Source organism: Kitasatospora dryopteridis, from assembly GCF_050749075.1.
Taxonomy (GTDB): domain Bacteria; phylum Actinomycetota; class Actinomycetes; order Streptomycetales; family Streptomycetaceae; genus Kitasatospora.
On sequence record NZ_CP192749.1, the window covers coordinates 374984 to 388155 of the forward strand.

Here is a 13172-nt window from a genome sequence, read left to right on the forward strand (position 1 = left end):
CTGCTGATCCACCATCACACTGGACCACTCCCGGGAAGCGGCAGCATCACTCTCCGCACCCGCCCACCTGGCCCACCCTTCCCGTCCGGGCCGACCGGACGGGGAATGCCACCCCCCAAGAATCACTCTGGGTATTTTTGAAATCCCGTCAGAGATCATTAAAGGGGAGTCTGTGAATACCTTCCCCGGCGAGGCGGTAAGGTCATCGGGTTCGTATCGGCTCCACACATTTCGAAGGACGGGCCACGATGTACGGGGGGATCAGGGCCCGCATACTGCTGCGCCTGTGCGCGCTGGCCGTTGCCGTGGGGGCGGCTTCCGCGCCGGGCGCACCCGCCGACCGCACCCCCGCACCGACCGCGGCCGCTCCCGCGCAGGCCCCCGCCGACGGCGGAGGTCCGGGCTTCCTGCCTCTCGCGGACCCGCCCACGGCGCCGAGCAACCCGCCCCAACCGCTGTCGGCGGTGCAGCAGCCCGTCCCCGTGCACGGGACGGTGCTCCCGGCAGCGGTCCTCGATGCCTACCGCAGGGCCGAGGCCACCCTCGCCGCCGAGGACCCCGGGTGCCACCTTCCGTGGCAGCTGCTCGCCGCGATCGGCCAGGTCGAATCCGGGCAGGCGCGCGGCGGCAGGCTCGACGCCGCCGGCACCACCCCCGTCCCGATCCTCGGGCCGGCTCTCGACGGCAACGGGTTCGCCGCCATCCCGGACACCGACCACGGCATCCACGACGGCGACACCCGCTGGGACCGCGCGGTCGGTCCCCTGCAGTTCATCCCCTCCACCTGGACGCACTGGGGCGCCGACGGCAACAACGACGGCAGACGCGACCCGAACAACATCCACGACTCCGCACTCGCCGCCGGCCGCTACCTCTGCGCAGGCCCGCGCGACCTCGCCGACCCCGCCCAACTCGACCGGGCGATCCTCGGCTACAACCACTCCGCGGACTACCTGCGCACCGTCAAAGCCTGGATGCAGCACTACCGCACCGGCACCACGCCCGTCACGGCCCCCGCCGCCACGATCGGCCCGAACCGTCCGGTCACCACCGCGGTGCCCGCTGCTGCGACGCCCCGCCCCACAGCCACCCCGCGCCCGCTCCCGAGCAGCACCGGCCCGAGCCCGACGGCGAGCACCACGCCGGTGCCGTCCCCGACACCGACCCCTCCCCCCGTCGCCACGGCCCCGCCCGGCTGCACCGCCGCCCCCGGCAGTACCCCCACGACCCCCGCACCGGCGGCCGACCCGACCCCGCCGACGGCCGTCGACTGCCTCACTCCCTCCCCGTCGGCGCCGGTCCCCGGTGCATCTGCCACCGCCTCGCCAACCGACCCCACCGATCCCCCGCCCCCGCAAGGGGCCGATTGACGCCCGGACAGGGCCGCCGACCGCACCCGCCCGCGAGCGGATGCGGAGCGCCCGGCGCGTGGTCAGTCGGCCCGCTTCGCCAGGAGTGAGTCGAGCATGATCTTTTCGGTGGCACGGAGGTACTGCTCGGCGGCCCGCTCGGCCTGCTCCTCCTCACCGTCGGCCACCGCCCGGACGATCGGGGCCAGCCGGTCGGCGGCGACGGCCGGGTCGTCGAACGGGGCGCGCAGGGCGGCGCGGACGGGGAGGTAGGCGTTGAAGAGGGTGTTGGTGAGCAGGAGGTAGACGCGGTTGCCGGTGGCTCGGGCCAGTTCGCGGTGCACTTCGATGTCGGCGAGCTGGGCGGCGTCCCCGTCAGGTGCGTCCCGGACCGCCTGCAGGAGTTCGTCGAGGCGCCGGGCCTGGCGGGTGGTGCGGCGGGCGGCGGCGCGGCGGGCGACGAGGGCGCCGATGTGGCGGCGGACCTCGAAGATCTCGGTGAGCCAGCCGGGGTCGTGGGCGGCGAGCATCGGCAGGAGGTCGGCGCCGCCCTCGTGGAGGAAGTCGCGGATCCGGGTGCCGATGCCGTGCCGCGTGCTGAGCAGGCCGGCCTGTTCGAGGCGGGACAGGGCGTGCTTGAGGGTGGTACGGGTGACCCCGTAGCCGGCGGCGAGATCCCGCTCGGGCGGCAGCAGTGCGCCGGGCCGGTGGGTGCCGTCCAGGATGTCCTGGCGCAGCCGGTGGGCCAGCAGGTCGACCACGGACTGGCGCGGGATGATCTCGGGGGGCACCGGTGTCGGTCTCCTTGCTCCTCGATTGCCGTGGCCGAACGGCTCGGCCTCTGCCCCGGAGTCAAGCCGGTGACGGACGGGCCGTCAAGGCCGGCGCCGAGTCGGCACAATGGACGTCCTGCGCCGTGCCGCGCCGTCGCCGGTCCGGCTCACAGGCGCTCGACGGCGTTGTCGGAGACCGCCAGCGCGAGGGCCATGACGGTCAGTTGGGGGTTCACTTCCGGGCAGGTCGGCAGTGCCGAGGCGTCGGCTACCAGGACGCCGTGGATGCCGCGCAGCCGGCCGAGCTCGTCGGCCGGTGCCCTCTGCGGGTCGCGTCCCAGGGCGACGGTGCCGGTGGGGTGGAAGGCGGACAGGTGCAGGCCTGCGGGCGTGGTGCCGGCGAGCACGCGGTGCAGTTCGGCGGGGGTACGCACTCTCGGGTGCCGGGGCAGGCCGGTGAGCACCTCCGTCGCGCCGGCGGCGAACAGCAGCTCGCCCATCGCGGCGACCGCGCGCAGCAGGGTGCGGCCGTCGCGCGGGTCCAGGCGGTAGCGCACCAGTCGTCCGGTGCGGCCGACGACGCGGCCGCCGGGCCGGTCGGCGATCATCGCGCCCAGGGTGGCCAGGTGGTCGGCGGCGTCGAGCTCGGCCCGTAGCTCCCGGCCGAGGCCCGGGAGGACGAAGGCCCCCATGCCGGGCGGTGGGGCGGTGGCCTCGATCAGGATCCCCTGGTGGTGGAGTTCCTCCACGCCGGTGCTCTGCAGCACCGCCGGGCCCTGGGTGACCGGCCGGTCGAAGCGGCCGGCGACGCTGGTGGCGGGGTGGACGGCGAGGTTTCGGCCGACACCCGGGTGCCGGCCCAGGCCGGAGCGTCGCAGCAGTGCCGGGGACTGCAGGGCCCCTGCGGCGAGGACGACCAGGGGGCCGAGGATCTCGAGGGCGGTGATGCCGGCGGCGCGCGGGCCGCCGGGGCGGTCGGGGTCGGTGAGGATCCGGGTGACGCGGGCGTCGGTCACGATCCGGGCGCCGGCGGCGCAGGCGTCGGGCAGCACGGAGAGCTGGACGCTCTGCTTGGCGCCGGTGGGGCAGCCCACCACGCACTGGGTGGATCCCCGGCAGCCGGGGGCGTTGCGGCGCAGCGGCCCGGCCTGCCATCCGAGGTGCTCGGCGCCTTCGAGGGTGAGCAGGCCGCCCCGGCCGAGGACGTCGAGGGGTTGGGTGGCGACGCGCAGGGTGCGTTCGATCTCGTCCAGCCGGTCGGCGAAGGCCTTCGGTTCGGCGAGGTCGATCCCGTGGTGGTGGTGCCAGCGGTGCAGGACGCGGTCGGGGGTGCGGTAGCAGGTGCCGGCGTTGACCACGGTGGTGCCGCCGACGGCGCGGCCGGTGGGCAGCAGGATCGGTGGCCGTCCGGCCGTGACGGTGGCGCCGCCGTCCCGGTACAGGTCGGTGAACCTGTCCAGTGGCGGGCGCCGCCCGAAGTCGGCGGTGGTGTGGTGGCGGCCCTCCTCGACGACGATGACGCGCAGCCCGGCGCGGGCCAGGGTGCGGGCGGCGATCGCACCGCCGGCGCCGGAGCCGATCACCACGGCGTCGGCGGTGGCCCGGTCGGGCCATCGGGCGGAGGGCACGCAGTCCAGCGGCGGGTCCTCGGGCGCCATGGGCGGGGCCGGCAGGTCGGCCTCGTGGAGGAGGCGTTCGGTGCCTGCGGCCAGGACGACCGGGACCTTCAGTGCGTCCAGCAGCGGCAGGAGGGCCGGTCGGGCGGCCAGTGCGGCCAGGACGGTTTCGCGTTCGGCCGGGGTGAGCCGGTCGAGCCGTGCCCCGGTGCGCAGCAGAGCGCAGGCGTCGAGGGCGGCGGCAGCGCCGTGGAACGAGGCCCGGGCCGGGCGCGGCAGGTGCGCGAGGAGGGCGTCCAGCCGGGCGGGAACGCCTGCCGGCCAGGGTGTGCGGCCGTCGTCGGCGAGCAGGGTCGCGGCCAGGCCCCGCAGGCTGCGGTTCATCGGTCGCCCACCTCCGCGTGCGCGGTCCCGGCCAGGGTCCAGGACGCCTCCGGGCGCCAGCGGCCCCACCAGCGTTCGAGTACGACCGTGGCGTCGGCGGCTTCGCTGTTGCGGCACATCGCCCGGCTGCCGTCCGGGTCGGTGTACTCCAGCGCCAGGGTGCGCTCCTGCGGCTGGGTGACCGTGACGCGGATGCGGCGCAGCAGGGTGCGGCCGGTCAGCGTCCAGGCCGGCAGTCCGATGTTCGCCGTGAACCGGCCCAGGCCCGCCCAGCCGACGGCCGGGCGCAGCGCGCTTCGCGGCCAGGTGCGTCCGCGGTGGCGCAGTCGGAGGAACACCAGGGGCGGCAGCCGGTCGAGTCCGGGCTTCCTGGACACGGCGGCGACGGCCTCGAGGACGTCGCCGTGGCCGAGGTCGGCGTGCAGCCAGGCCCACCGCCGGGCGTTGCCGTGGCCGTAGATCCGGGCGGTCGCCCCGGGGGCGTCGTCCAGGTGCAGCACGCCGCCGGGGTGGTTGATCGTCCCGGTGTAGCGGGAGCCCGCTGCCGGCAGCATCTGTGCCGCCGGCAGGAGCCCGTAACGCCAGGCCCAGCGGGGGAAGGTGTAGAGCGGCCCGCCCGCGGGGTGTTCGGTCAGGTTCCAGGTGTACGGGCCGGCGGTTCCGCGCAGCTGCCGCACGCCTTCCCCGGTCTGCGGTGAGGACGGTGAGGAGAAGGGCGGGCTGGGCGGCCAGGGGGCGGGGCCGAACCGGGCGTGCTCCACCGGGCCCTCGGGCGGGAAGAGCGCGATCCAGCCGTGTACTCGTGCGGGCGAGCCGTCGGTGGGGGCCACCATTTCGTGGTGGAGCCAGATGCCGGTCCCGTCGGTGGGGTCGGTGAGGGTGGCGTACCAGACCTCGGTGCGGCCCGGTGTGCCGTCCCAGCGCGGCGCCAATTGCCGCTCTCCTTCCCCGTGCCGGGGAAAGCGCCAGCTGGTCAGGAACGGCAGCAGCCCGATGGCCGGGGGGAACCGCAGGGTTCCCCGGCCGATCTCGCGGCCGTCCGCGGACAGGGTGTACGGGAGGCGGGTCAGCGACCGCACGGGTCGCCGGAGCGAGACGGACTTCCAGCCGTCCAGGGTGCAGCGGCGGCCGTCGGCGGTGAACTCCAGCCGGTACCGGATTCGCCTGCGGGCCAGCGGCGAGATCTCCAACTCCCCCGTGGCCTGCGGATCGTCGGTGATGCCCCGGATCCGCACCCGGCCGGTCACCGCGGCCGTGGTGGTGCGGTGCGGCAGGACCGGTGCGTCCGAGCGCACCGCGAGGTCCAGGCGTATGGGGCGCGCCTCGGCCTCCCCGGTCAGGCGGACGGTGCCCAGCATCGTTTCGGCGAAAGCCGTTCCGCGGGATCCCATGCCCGCCCCCCTTTGCGATCCGCACAGTCAGTGGCTGAGCCACTGAACCACTGGCCTGACACTCCGTCAATAGCGCGACGGTGAAGTGCTGCAAAGGCCACGCACGCCACCCGGTCGGGAACAGGCTCAGTGGATGAGTCACTGTCACACCTCTTGTACTCGCCGGTAGTCGTGCCGCATCCTCGTCCGTGCCGGCCCCGCCCGCCCACCACGGCTGTGGCGGCGTGCCGCTTCCTCGCGCGACACCCCCGTCCTGCTCCGTTTCCAGGAGGCCCCGTGTCCCGTCCACGTCTGCGTACCGCCCTGCTCGCCGCCGCCCTGGCCTTGGGGGCGGTCACCACCGCCCCTACCCCGGCCACCGCCGCTACCCCGGCCGCCGCCGTGTCCCCGGCCGCCGCCGTGTCCCCGTCCGCTCCGGGGCCGTTCGCCGAACCGGACTTCGCCGCCACGTGCGCCTGGCACCACTACGGCGAGGGCGAGCAGCCTCCGTGGTGGCTGGCGTTCACCGACCCGCTGTGCGTGGAGTACAGCAAGCGCGACATCACCGTGGACAACGGCGGCGCGCTGCGCTTCCTGCTCGCCGAGCCCGCCCGGATCGCGGCCTCCCTGCTCACCTGCCGCTACTACCAGAAGGACCACTGGAGCGTGCAGTCCACCACCGGGGCGGTGCCGTGGGTCACGTGGGACGGCCAGTACTGGTGGGACAGGGCCGGCCGGCGCGCCGGAGTGCGGCTGACCGGCTTCCGCATCGACGGTGTCCCGGTCGGCATCGGCGACGCCGTCATCGCCCTGCGGCCGCGGTACCCCGAACTGGCGGACGCGCTCGCCGCCTACGGCACCGCCTCCGGGGAGAGCGGCTTCAGCACGGAGCTGCCGTTCGACCTGCGCTGCACACTGGCCGGGTGAACCGGCCGTGCCCCCTGCCCCGCTGGACCGCCGCGGCCTGCTCAAGTCCCTCGCCGCCACCGCCACGCTCCTCGCCGCGGGACCGCTGACCACGGCCTCGGCCGAAGCCGCCGGCCCGAACGCCTGGACCACGCAGAGTCTGGAGGCGTTCGCCGACACCCTGATCCCCGGGCAGCGCCGCCATGCCGGCGATCTGCCGATCGCCGGCGTGGTGACCGGCCCCGGCGCGGTCCAGGCCGGCGCCGTCCAGGTCCTCGCCTCACCGGACCTGCCGCTCGGCCCGTGGCTGCCGGGGATCGCCGGCCTGCTCGACGCCCGCGCGCTGGCCCGGGCCGCCGCCCACCTGCTCTGGCTCCCGCCCGGCTGGCCGCCCTTCGTCGGCCTGCCCTTCGGCCACCGCACCGCCCTCGTCACCGGCCTGTTCGACCCGGACGACCCGGACCGCCCGATCTGGCAGGTGCTCGCGCTGCTGGTCGGCCTCGCCTTCGACACCGCCGCCCACCGGCACACCGCCGACGCCCTGGCCGCCGACCATCCGGGACTGGCCTGGATCGGCTTCCCCGCCCCGAATCCGGACGGGCTGTGGCGCTTCCCCGACCACTCCTACAACCGGCCCCTGGCCGCCCTGCATCCGAACACCACCGCCTCGGGGAGCCCGGCATGAGCGCGCAGACCACCGACGTCCTGGTGATCGGTTCCGGCTTCGGCGGCGCCATCCCCGCCTACCACCTCGCCGCCGGCGGCGCCCGCGTCACCGTCCTCGAACGCGGCCCCCGGCTGACCGCCGCCGACTTCGTCCACGACCTGCGGCTGGGCACCTACACCAGGGCCGTGGACGTCATCAAGGGCGACGGCATCTCGGTGGTGGCCGGCAACTGCGTCGGCGGCGGCAGCGTGGTCTACTTCGCCGCCTCCCTGCGCGCCCCCTCCTTCGTCTTCGAACGCCGGGGAAGCCTCGCGCGCCGCATCTGGCCCGCCGCACTGACCCGCGCCGCACTCGACCCCTGGTACGACCGGGCCGAACAGGCCCTGCCGACCACCCGCCTGGACTGGAACGGCATCTCCTACGCCGGCGGCGTCCTCGCCGCGGCGTGCCACCGGGCCGGGCGCACCTGCAACCCGGTGCCGGTCGCCGTCGACCTACAGCGTTGCGCCGACTGCAACTGGATGCTGTCGGGCTGCCGCTTCGACGCCAAACGCTCGATGCTGCTGAACTACCTGCCCGCCGCCGAGGCCCACGGCGCCGACATCCGCCCCCTGCACGAAGTCCAGACCGTCGTCCCGTCCTGGCTGGACGGCCACCGGTACGCCGTCCGCTACACCGTGCTCGATCCCACCGACTACGGCTGCACCCTCGAAACCGGCACCATCCACGCCAGGATCGTGGTCCTGGCGGCCGGCGCGGTCGGCACCCCGGTCATCCTGCAACGCTCCGCCCTCGCCCTCGGCGGCATCCCTCCGGCCGTCGGCCGCCACTTCTCCGGCAACGGCGACCGGGTCTCCGTCGCCCTCATGGACGAGACCAAGGTCCGCGATCTCCTCGGCCTGTCCCGCCCGGACGGCTCCGCGTACGCCGCGCTGCCGATCGGCAAACCCATCACCACCGCCACCTTCGACCACCTCGACGGCAGTGCACCCGAGTTCAGCCGGTTCACGCTCCAGCAGATCTACTTCCCGCCGGTCACCAACACCCTCGCCCGGACCGCCCTCGCCCCGGGATGGTTCGGCACCGGCAAGCGCGAGCTGCGCCGCTCGTGGCGGTCCTGGCTGACCCTGCTCGCCATGACCGAGGACGACAACGAGGGCACCTTCGGCCCACCCCCGGCCACCGGCGGCTTCACCCGCCTCGCCCCCGGCCTGGGACTCGGCACCATGGCCTACACCCCCACCGCCAACACCCGGGCCGGCTGGGACGCCGCCGACACCGAACTGCGTGCCGTCCTGGAGAAGGACCGACTGGCCACCGTCCACCCCTGGACCGACCAGGTCGGCGGCACGGTCACCGCCCACCCGCTGGGATCCTGCCGGATCGGCGACGACCCCCGCACCTCCGCCCTCACCGACCAGCACGAACTCCGTGGCCACCCCGGCCTGTTCGTCACCGACGGCGCAGCCGTCCCCACCTCCCTCACCGTCAACCCCTCCCTGACCATCGCCGCCCTCGCCGAACGCGCCGTCCCCGCCGTCGTCACCCGCGCAAACCAGACCGGTGTCCCCGTGCGCCACGGCACCCCGCTGCCCTGAACCCCGCGGGCAACGTCGGTACCGGTAGCGTGGCCGGCATGGTCTGCGGTGACGCTCTTCTGATCCGGTTGCGGGCGCTCGCCGAGCGCGTCCCCTTCGACCTGGCGATCCGGCCCGGTGTGCCGGCCGACGAGGTGGACCGCTGGCCGGTACCCGTTCCGACAGCTGTCCGCGGACTGGTCACCCGGATGGGCGGATTCGCGGTGGGGCCGTGGGAGTTCACGCTGACCGGGCACCCGAGGCAGGGCGGCCACGGGGTGCCCCACCCCCACTGGCTGGTCACCGACGACGGCGGCGGCGGGGTGACCTGGGTCGATGTCGCCCCCGGCGGCAGTTGGGGCCAAGTGCTGATGCAGTACCGGGAAGGCGGCCTCTTCGTCGAGGCCGACTCGCTCCCGGCATGGCTGGACCGCCTGATCACCACGGCCGAGGACCTGGTCGACGAGACCGGTTTCGAGGACGGCGACCAGCCCTGGCTGGACGACTTCTGGGACGCCCTGAACCTGTCCGGCCCCGAACTGCCGCTGCACTGCGCCGCCCGGCTGCAGGCCGACGGCGGCGACCCGGTGATCGCCGAACTGGCCGCCCGGGTACCGGGCACGGCGCTGCTGGCCGACCTGCGCGGTGCCGTACCCGGCAGCCGGGCACGTTTCGACCGGGAGTTCCGCTCCTACCGATTGGTCAGAGCCGCCGACGGCCCGGTGTTCGCCGCCGTCCCGTGGGACACCGACTCCGCGTGACCGGGGTCGTCGATGAGGGGCGGCAGCAGGTGGGCATCCGCCGCCACGGCGTGTCCACCTGGCTGCCGACACGTACGGCCGACACCTCCGGCCCATGAGGCCGACGGCTTCGGCCTGGGCCGGGCGCGGTACAGCCGGGGCAGCCGGCTGTACCGCCTGCAGACGGTGCCGGGACGCCCGCAGGTGGAAACCGTCGAAAACGGCGCGTCGGCTCGCGGGTCGGCTGCAGGTGAAGGTCCGAGGTCGTCGCTGTGGCGCGGGTGCCTGGCTGACCTGACACTGGGCCGGACAGGAGCGGCACGGATCGAGTTCAGTGGGAGAGCGGATCATGCGGACGAACATGGTGCTCCGCGGCGTCGGTGTCGTGGTCGGTCTGGTCCTGATCGCCTGCGCGTTCGTACTCGCGCTCTTCGTCACGCCCACCTATGTGGCCCGGCTGCCCGACGACACCGACGTCACGCGCTCCTACACCGGCACCTTCAAAACCCTGCTCGACGCCCAGGAGGTGGCGAAGGGCAACCTGCTGTCGGCCGTCAAGCGGAATGTTCCGCTGACCGTCGAACGGACCGTCAAGGTGCTGGACACCTCGGACGACACCGCCCTGGTCAGCGACAGCCGGACGACGGCCGCCGCAGGCCGCGCGGTCGAGAAGACCACCTGGCAGTACGCCGTCGACCGCAAGACCCTCGAACCGGCCACCGATCACCCGGCGAGCTGGACGGTGGTCGACGCCGAGGGCCTGACGGTGAGCTGGCCGCTCGGCGCGAAGAAGCAGACGTACACCGGCTGGCGGCCGGAGACCGGGAGCACGACCCCGCTGACGTACTCGCGCACCGAGAGCAGGTCCGGCGTCAGTACCTACGTGTACGAGGCGAGCCTGCCCGCCACCCGGATCACCGACACCCAGGTGCTCGCCGGGCTCCCGCAGGCCGTCCCGAAGAGCACCCTGGCGCTGGTCGCCCAGGTCGGGACGCTCTCGGCGGAGGCGAAGCAGAAACTGGCCGTGCTGCTGCCGACGCTGCCCGATCCGGTTCCGCTGAGCTACACGCTTCAGAGCGCCGACACGTTCTGGATCGAGCCCGAGACCGGCATCGTGGTCGACACTCAGCGCTCCCAGCAGCGCACGGCCGGGGTCGTCGCCCCGAGCGACGGCGCCTTCCTTCCGCTGCTGCCGGTCTCGGACGTCTCGTACCGGCAGACGGCCGACTCCGTGAAGGATGCCGCGAACGACGCCAAGGACGGGCGTGACGCCATCTCGCTCGTCGGCACCGTCCTGCCCATCGTGCTGGGCGTGGTCGGCGCGGTCCTGGTGGCCGTCTCCCTCCTCATCCGACGCCGGGGCACCCGCGGTGGCGCCGCACCGACCGGACCTGCCGCGCCGACCGGACCGACCGCACCGACCGCACCGACCGCACCCGGTGGTCCGACCGCACCACCCGGACCCACCGGACCCACCGGACCCACCGGACCGACTCCGCCGGCCGAACCGGGTCCTGACGCGTGACACGACGCCCTGCGGCGGGCCGAACGTCGTGACCCGTGCATCGACAAGGGCCCGCCCGGGGAACTTCCTCCCGCCCCTCCCCCGGATGGCCGCACGGGCGTGCCTCCTGGGCCGGGCGCGGGCAGCGTGGCCGGAGGGCCGGCGTGGGGGCAACAGCCACCCGGTCCCGCGTTCGGAGTCCACCGACCACCTTCCACTGCTCGTTTCCTGCAGGAGTGTCCCGTGCTCTCGGACAAGTCCCGGCCCGTCGTCGTCGCCACGCTGCCGGTCGTCGCCGACCACATCGGCGAGATCGCCAAGCGCTTCTACACCCACATGTTCGGCGAGCATCCCGAGCTGTTGGACGGTGTCTTCAACCGCGGCAACCAGGTCCACGGCCACCAGCAGCAGGCGCTGGCCGGCTCGGTGGCCTCGTTCGCCACCACGCTCGTGGAGACGCCGGAGCGGGTGCCGGAGCAGCTGCTCCGCCGGATCGCCCACAAGCACGCCTCGCTCGGGATCCGCCCCGACCAGTACGGGGTCGTGCACGACAACCTGATGTGGGCGATCGTCGACGTGCTGGGCGACGCGGTCACCCCGGAGGTCGCCGCGGCCTGGGACGAGGTCTACTGGCTGATGGCCAACGCCCTGATCAACCAGGAGCGCGGGCTGTACAGCGCCCGCGGGGTCCGGCCGGAGACGGTCTGGCGGGACTGGGAGGTGATCCGGAAGGTCCGGGAGACCGACGACGTGGTGACCTTCGTGGTCAAGCGGATCGACGACCGCCTGGTGAAGACCTCGCTGCCCGGCCAGTACGTCACCGTGCGGATGCGGATGTCCGACGGGAAGCTCCAGCCGCGCCAGTACAGCCTGACCCGGGCCGACGACGGGGAGCACCGCCAGTTCTCGGTCAAGCGGGTACGCGGCGAGGGCAACGACCCCGACGGCGAGATGTCGACGCTGCTGCACGACTCCGTCAAGGTCGGCGACACCCTGACGCTCTCACTCCCCTACGGCGACGTGGTGCTGGACGACGCGGGACGACCGGTGGTGTTCGCCAGCGCGGGCATCGGGATCGCCCCCATGGCGGGGATGCTCTCGCACCTGGTCGCGGCCGAGTCCGGGCTGCCGGTCACCTTGCTCCACGCCGACGTCGACGACGCGTCCTTCCCCCTGCGCCGTCAGGTGGTCGGCGACATCCTGGCCCTGAAGAACGCCCGGATGTACCTGTGGTTCGAGAAGAACGCGCAGAGCCACGAGCCGGTGGACGGGGTCTTCCACGGGCTGATGGACCCCACCACGGTCGACCTGCCCGCCGACGCCCTGTACTACCTGTGCGGGCCGTTGCCGTTCATGCAGGCCGTACGCAGCAGCCTGATCGACCACGGCGTCGCCCCTCGCGACATCCAGTACGAGGTGTTCGGCCCCGACCTGTGGCAGGCCGACCTGGACTAGCGCAAGTCGCGGTTGCAGGCTGCTCGCGCGGGGATGGGCGGGTGCTTCCCGGCGGTCCCGTCGCAAACTCGACCGGACGGTGCGACCGGGGCCCACATGCCGAGCCACTGCTCGGCGCCCCAGGCCTCGAACCGCTCCACCTCGGTGAACCCCAGCTTCGCTGCGAGACGCATCGAGCCGACGTTGGCGGTCTGGGTGGTGAGCACCACCGGCTCGCCGGGAAGCGCGCCGGCGAGCCAGCCGAGCGCCGCCGTGCACGCCTCGGCGGCGTACCCGAATCCCCACACACGGGGCAGGAACAGGTAGCCGAGATCGGCCTTTCCCACAGCAGCCGGGCGACGGTGCCCCGTTGCTCTCCTGAGCAGGATCTGGCCGATCATCGACCCGTCGAGGTCGACGACGAAGCTCCCGGGCCACCGCTCGGGCACCCCGGACATCTCGCGCTCGAGCTCGTCCCGCGGCCGGGGGCCACCGAGGTAGGTGTGCACCTCCGGCGAGGCGAGCAGCTCGATGAACACCGCACGGTCCCGGGTCTCGGGCTCACGGAGCACGAGCCTCTCGGTGCCGATCGGCTCAGGCGGCCAAGCCACGGGTCCCAGATCTCCCATCCGCGCACACTAACAGGTGGTCAAACCGCCGAACGGGCAACGCTTGACTCCACCTGGGCAGTTTCATCTGGATCATCTGCTCGCCGGTCCGGTGTGCCGTTGACTGACGCGCAGTGGGCACGGATCGAGCCGTTGCCGCCGGCGCGGACGAGGACCTGGACCGGGCGGTCCCGGTGGACTCCACGATCGTCCGCGCCCACCGGCGTGCGGCCGGGGCACGGAG

Annotated in this window: 11 protein-coding genes; 7 read left to right on the plus strand and 4 right to left on the minus strand. The window is 73.8% G+C overall.

Annotation, left to right across the window (positions count from 1 at the left end):
• Positions 1–248: 248 nt before the first annotated feature.
• Complete coding sequence (locus ACQ614_RS01665) at positions 249–1370, plus strand: lytic transglycosylase domain-containing protein (RefSeq protein WP_431676318.1); 1122 nt, start codon at positions 249–251, stop codon at positions 1368–1370.
• Between the two features lie 62 nt (positions 1371–1432).
• On the opposite strand, the gene ACQ614_RS01670 is transcribed toward ACQ614_RS01665, so the two are convergent.
• From ACQ614_RS01670 to ACQ614_RS01680, 3 genes are all read right to left on the minus strand, one after another.
• Entirely contained in the window at positions 1433–2140 is a 708-nt protein-coding gene (locus ACQ614_RS01670) for a FadR/GntR family transcriptional regulator (protein WP_431676320.1), read from the minus strand.
• A gap of 149 nt (positions 2141–2289) precedes the next feature.
• Positions 2290–4122: a GMC family oxidoreductase N-terminal domain-containing protein gene (locus ACQ614_RS01675; RefSeq protein ID WP_431676322.1), complete on the minus strand. Its 1833-nt coding sequence runs from the start codon at positions 4120–4122 to the stop codon at positions 2290–2292.
• On the minus strand, positions 4119–5513 hold the full coding sequence (locus ACQ614_RS01680) for a hypothetical protein (protein WP_431676323.1): 1395 nt from the start codon (positions 5511–5513) through the stop codon (positions 4119–4121). The genes ACQ614_RS01675 and ACQ614_RS01680 overlap by 4 nt, the downstream gene beginning before the upstream one ends.
• 276 nt (positions 5514–5789) lie before the next feature.
• Here ACQ614_RS01680 and ACQ614_RS01685 point away from each other — a divergent pair, with 276 nt between their 5' ends.
• The 6 genes from ACQ614_RS01685 (at position 5790) to ACQ614_RS01710 (ending at position 12341) form a co-directional block, all read left to right on the plus strand.
• Positions 5790–6419: a hypothetical protein gene (locus ACQ614_RS01685; RefSeq protein WP_431676324.1), complete on the plus strand. Its 630-nt coding sequence runs from the start codon at positions 5790–5792 to the stop codon at positions 6417–6419.
• A gap of 7 nt (positions 6420–6426) precedes the next feature.
• Complete coding sequence (locus ACQ614_RS01690; RefSeq protein ID WP_431676325.1) at positions 6427–7083, plus strand: DUF5987 family protein; 657 nt, start codon at positions 6427–6429, stop codon at positions 7081–7083.
• The gene (locus tag ACQ614_RS01695) at positions 7080–8663 is read left to right on the plus strand and encodes a GMC family oxidoreductase N-terminal domain-containing protein (protein ID WP_431676327.1); all 1584 of its coding nucleotides are present in this window, start codon (positions 7080–7082) and stop codon (positions 8661–8663) included. The genes ACQ614_RS01690 and ACQ614_RS01695 overlap by 4 nt, the downstream gene beginning before the upstream one ends.
• Before the next feature lie 38 nt (positions 8664–8701).
• Positions 8702–9403 carry a hypothetical protein gene (locus ACQ614_RS01700; protein WP_431676329.1) on the plus strand — a complete coding sequence of 234 codons (702 nt, stop codon included), beginning with the start codon at positions 8702–8704 and terminating at the stop codon, positions 9401–9403.
• 328 nt (positions 9404–9731) lie between these two features.
• Complete coding sequence (locus tag ACQ614_RS01705; RefSeq protein ID WP_431676330.1) at positions 9732–10907, plus strand: porin PorA family protein; 1176 nt, start codon at positions 9732–9734, stop codon at positions 10905–10907.
• A gap of 222 nt (positions 10908–11129) precedes the next feature.
• Positions 11130–12341: a globin domain-containing protein gene (locus tag ACQ614_RS01710; RefSeq protein ID WP_431676331.1), complete on the plus strand. Its 1212-nt coding sequence runs from the start codon at positions 11130–11132 to the stop codon at positions 12339–12341.
• On the opposite strand, the gene ACQ614_RS01715 is transcribed toward ACQ614_RS01710, so the two are convergent.
• Complete coding sequence (locus ACQ614_RS01715) at positions 12338–12949, minus strand: GNAT family N-acetyltransferase (RefSeq protein WP_431676333.1); 612 nt, start codon at positions 12947–12949, stop codon at positions 12338–12340. The two genes, ACQ614_RS01710 and ACQ614_RS01715, sit on opposite strands and share 4 nt — an antisense overlap.
• Positions 12950–13172: the final 223 nt, after the last annotated feature.

Bases quoted from the DNA above. Each gene is read 5' to 3' on its own strand.
- ACQ614_RS01665 (WP_431676318.1), top strand. From the start codon at position 249: ATGTACGGGGGGATCAGGGCCCGCATACTGCTGCGCCTGTGCGCGCTG.
- ACQ614_RS01675 (WP_431676322.1), bottom strand. From the start codon at position 4,122: ATGAACCGCAGCCTGCGGGGCCTGGCCGCGACCCTGCTCGCCGACGAC.
- ACQ614_RS01680 (WP_431676323.1), bottom strand. From the start codon at position 5,513: ATGGGATCCCGCGGAACGGCTTTCGCCGAAACGATGCTGGGCACCGTC.
- ACQ614_RS01695 (WP_431676327.1), top strand. From the start codon at position 7,080: ATGAGCGCGCAGACCACCGACGTCCTGGTGATCGGTTCCGGCTTCGGC.
- ACQ614_RS01700 (WP_431676329.1), top strand. From the start codon at position 8,702: ATGGTCTGCGGTGACGCTCTTCTGATCCGGTTGCGGGCGCTCGCCGAG.
- ACQ614_RS01705 (WP_431676330.1), top strand. From the start codon at position 9,732: ATGCGGACGAACATGGTGCTCCGCGGCGTCGGTGTCGTGGTCGGTCTG.
- ACQ614_RS01715 (WP_431676333.1), bottom strand. From the start codon at position 12,949: ATGGGAGATCTGGGACCCGTGGCTTGGCCGCCTGAGCCGATCGGCACC.